The following is a 3,974-nucleotide window of genomic DNA, read 5'->3' on the forward strand; positions in this document are numbered from 1 at the left end:
CTGAAACCTCGATCAAATTCAGGCGTTCTTGAATTCACGGTGAAATTTGCAGATCTTTCTGCCACCGCGCGACTTGAGTATGTCGCTGAGTCAAGACCCCCAATGGTTACGGGAAGTGCAAACGTTAAGTACAATCTTTCAAGCGGCGAAATATCAGTAGAAGGAGGCCTATTCGGACGTTTGAATGTAGGTCAATCTCTTTTGACTTTCAGACTCGGCGAAGAGGCCTCAGGAGACTTCGATTCCTACATAACGCATGGGGACGGTTCAATGCTTGGAACTCTCGCGCCTTCTTCTGAATGGTACTTCTTCCGTTTCGAGAAGGGACTCTTCAACGTACAACTCGGAGACTACACTTTCGATGACCTAACAGGCATCGGTTTCTCTTCTAAGGGCACAGGCCTTTCAAGCGAGTACTATGGAGAGAGTTTGTCGTTCAGGCTTTTTGCAAATCCGGTTTTCGGAGAAATGAAGAAGGAAGAGTTCAGAGGCGAGGGAATCAGAGGACCGTACTATCTTGAAGAGTCTCCCGTCCCAAACAGTGAAACCGTAACGATCCTAACAAGAAATGAAAACGGCGAAGTAATAGAGCGAAAGCTAATGAGAAGAAATCAGGACTACATTCTTTATACCAGCGGTATGATAATCTTCACTAATCCAGTACCTTATTTCGACATAGACTTCAATCCTATCTCGATAGACGTAGAATACTCGGTCGAATCGTCTGTTCCTGGAGATTTGGATATCATGGGCCGAGTGAAGTACAAACCACGTGATTGGCAGTACGATTTTGCAGGTTATGTAAATGGATTAAGCTCCGGTTATAGGTTTGGATCGTTCAGTGCCTCGGGACCACTCTTCAAGTCTTTTGATACCGCTCTCACTGCACAGCTGAATTCGAATGAAGATGGGGTGGGCTTCAGGACCGTTGCCTCTGCTCAGCTAGATATCGATCTGCTTACTGCAGAACTCGAAGTATATTTTGAGAGAAATTTCACTAAACCTGGAAGCTCGAACGTTTCGTCGGGATTTGGTCTAGATTTCGAATTGAACCCACGAATTCTGGGAATTAAGATGCTATCTGGCTATAGTTACAGTGAAAAGACAGAACAGGGAACTTTGACGTTTGAACTTCTGAAAGATTTCACCATTGGAAGTATATTGCTTGAGACTTCTTTGAAAGAGACTTTGATACATCGAGGCGGGGAGCTGGAAAACGAGATGATGGTATCTCTGAAGCCCACCTTTTCTAGCAAAGATCTAAAGATCAGGGGAGAGATTGGTGTCGGGCTGAGAAATCTCGACCCGATATTTGGACTTAAGCTGGGTGCAGACATCGGACTGAGTGAAACGCTTTTTGTTGGCGGGGACATGGGTTTCAATTATTCAGTCAGCGGGAAAACCGAGCTGTCTTTCACACCCTACGCTCTGAAGAAACTCGGCAAGGCTTCTTTGATTGCCCGAGAGAAGGTGAAAATTCTTCCGAAGCTTCAGTTTTCGACAATTCTTGGTTTTGGGTTTGCTCTCGATACTGGGAAAATAGATCTTGAAGCCACTCTCTCAGACAAGGTCTCGATCGGCGCTGGCTACTCAGCGGCCTTTTCTCCGGACATTGTAAACGTTGAGCTTCTCTTACAGGGAAGCCACACATTCGGTGGCACCAGCAGTGAAAACTTCTACTCTGTCCACTTGGCTGTCGAAAACAGGGAAGTTGAAGACCTGAAACTCAGATTTGATGCTGACCTGAAACTCGACGGAAGATTCATGCTCACCAGGGCGCTTTTTGAGAGTCGCGGAGAGTACTTTGGTTTATACAGATTGAGACCTGCCTATCACCTGTTGTACACCAACAACTTATCTCTCGAGTCAAGCAGATTCGAAATTCAGGCCGAGCTTGCCTATTTGCCTGATATAAAAACTCCTCTAGTAGTACTCTTTCAAGCTGCTTATTATGTTGACAGCAGAAACGGAGCAACTACTTCCGAGGGAAGCTTGTCACTTGATACAGCCTTCTGGCTCGACAGAAGTACGAACTTCACCTTAACAGGTGAGCTTTATCTCAAGAAGAACTCTCTATACACAATAGGCGGTCTTCGATTTGAAAAGACATTTATAGACTTTCTCTCCCTTGCGGGAGCAGGATACCTTGTGGCAGATAGCGGAGGCGGTTTCTTCAGCAGATACATTGTAGAGTTCGGAATTTCGCCTCTTCCTGACACACAGATATATGCCGGGTACGGCTGGGGAAACTTGACAGAGAGTTTCGTAGGAAATCTGCAGAGAGACGGCTTCTATTTCGGAGTCAGGGTGAAGTTCGACGACAGCTGGTTCTTCAAGAAAGACAACATGGGCAGGATGAATCTTAATTTCTTCGCAGACGTGAACCTTGATCAGAAAGCCGGTTCCGGCGACAGACCCATTCAGGTAAGAGTTAGGATAGGGGACAAAGAATATGAAAGCAATGAAATGGGCAATATAGATGTATCGTTGCCTGCGGGTCTCTACTCTGTAGAGTTGATCGATTTCCCTGAAGGGCTCATATCTCTCGTCGAAGAGCCTCTCCAACTGTGTGTAATGGAGTACGGTGTGAACGAGTTTTCCTGGCCTTTTATGGAGTCTCCTTCATACATAGATATCTCAGTCTTCATAGATTCAAACACCTCAGGTCAATTCGAGAATGGCGAAGAGCATCTCGAAAGCTTTTCCGTGAGCATGGGTGAGGATTCCATTTTCACAACAACCGGTACACTAACCCTGCCTGTGTCTCCGGGGGAGATAAAGTTATCTCTCGATCTCTCTTCATTCGGAGAAGGGGTAAGCATAACAACAGGGGCAGTAGATGTTGAACTTACCCTGAAAGCAGGAGAGAAAAAGGCAATCCATTTTGGAATAGCTTTTGAGAGAAGAATGGAAGTCTTGATCTTCAATGACCTAAACGGTAATGGTTTGAGAGAGTCGGAAGAACCACTGCTAGATGCTTCAGGTGTCTTGATTATAGGGGGCCGCCCCTTCAGAGTGGGATCTCAGACATTACTTGAAGGTGTTCCTTCGGGGCAAAGCCAGGCAGCCCTCAACATGGACAAGGGATTTGAAAGACTCTACTCTCGCACTACATCAATTGAAACAATTGAAGTTGACGAGAAGGGTGATACTCGACTCGAGATTGGATTCGCTCAAAGAAGCTCGCTGAACATATCTTTGATTGACGAGACAGGAGATTATTTGTATGAAGTGGTTAGTCTGAATGTCGATGGAATCGAATTCCAGGTCTTTGGAATGATCGAACTGGTAGGACTTGTCTTTGGGGAACACTCCATCGAAATAACCGACTTGCCAAAGGGATATACTGTCTCCGAAAATCTGAGGACGATATGGCTCGAACCTGGCAAAAACAGTGATCTAACGATTTCAGTCGAGAAAGAATAGTGTCCACCTGTTTTCGAGTGATCGAGCTATACATCATGTAATAAAAAGCATGTAGATACGTTGAATGATCGTAGATATTGACGTCGGATAGCATCTAAGTTCACCAGACAACAACAATCGCAAGAAAAAGGCTTCGGGGTTTGATGCAATTGTTGCACTTTGCAGATTATACTGGCGGTACCAAGAAAACCTTAACTTAGTGCCCTCGTTGCTTTCGAAGTGTTCCATCGCCAGACCTTTTAAGAGTTAGCTTTAGAAATCGCCGACCCACTCAAGAAGCAGTTCAATTTGCAGGTACGAGAACCTAGAAACCAAGAATCCGAACCTCCGGAAAACCACTCAAGGTCTTGCTAATTAACTTACTGCAATTCTGCAAATGTTTGGAAATCATGAAAGAAATGACTCCGAGTTCCTGCGCAAAAGAGATTATTCGGTTATTGCAAACAGTCAAAGGCAGCACTCGAAAATCCCTTGACCGTTTCCCGTGCTTCCCCAGCTGCTGACTTCGACGTCGAATTGCTCCGTATCCGGATTCCAGTCGATGCTTA

General features: G+C 45.4%; 1 protein-coding gene. It reads left to right on the plus strand.

Annotation, left to right across the window (positions count from 1 at the left end; genetic code table 11):
• The first annotated feature begins 39 nt into the window (after positions 1 to 39).
• Positions 40 to 3,426 (plus strand): hypothetical protein, encoded by a 3,387-nt coding sequence (locus ENN47_02430; protein ID HDP77043.1) that lies wholly within the window; start codon positions 40 to 42, stop codon positions 3,424 to 3,426.
• Positions 3,427 to 3,974: the final 548 nt, after the last annotated feature.

It is taken from the genome of Mesotoga infera (genome assembly GCA_011045915.1).
Classification (GTDB): domain Bacteria; phylum Thermotogota; class Thermotogae; order Petrotogales; family Kosmotogaceae; genus Mesotoga; species Mesotoga infera_D.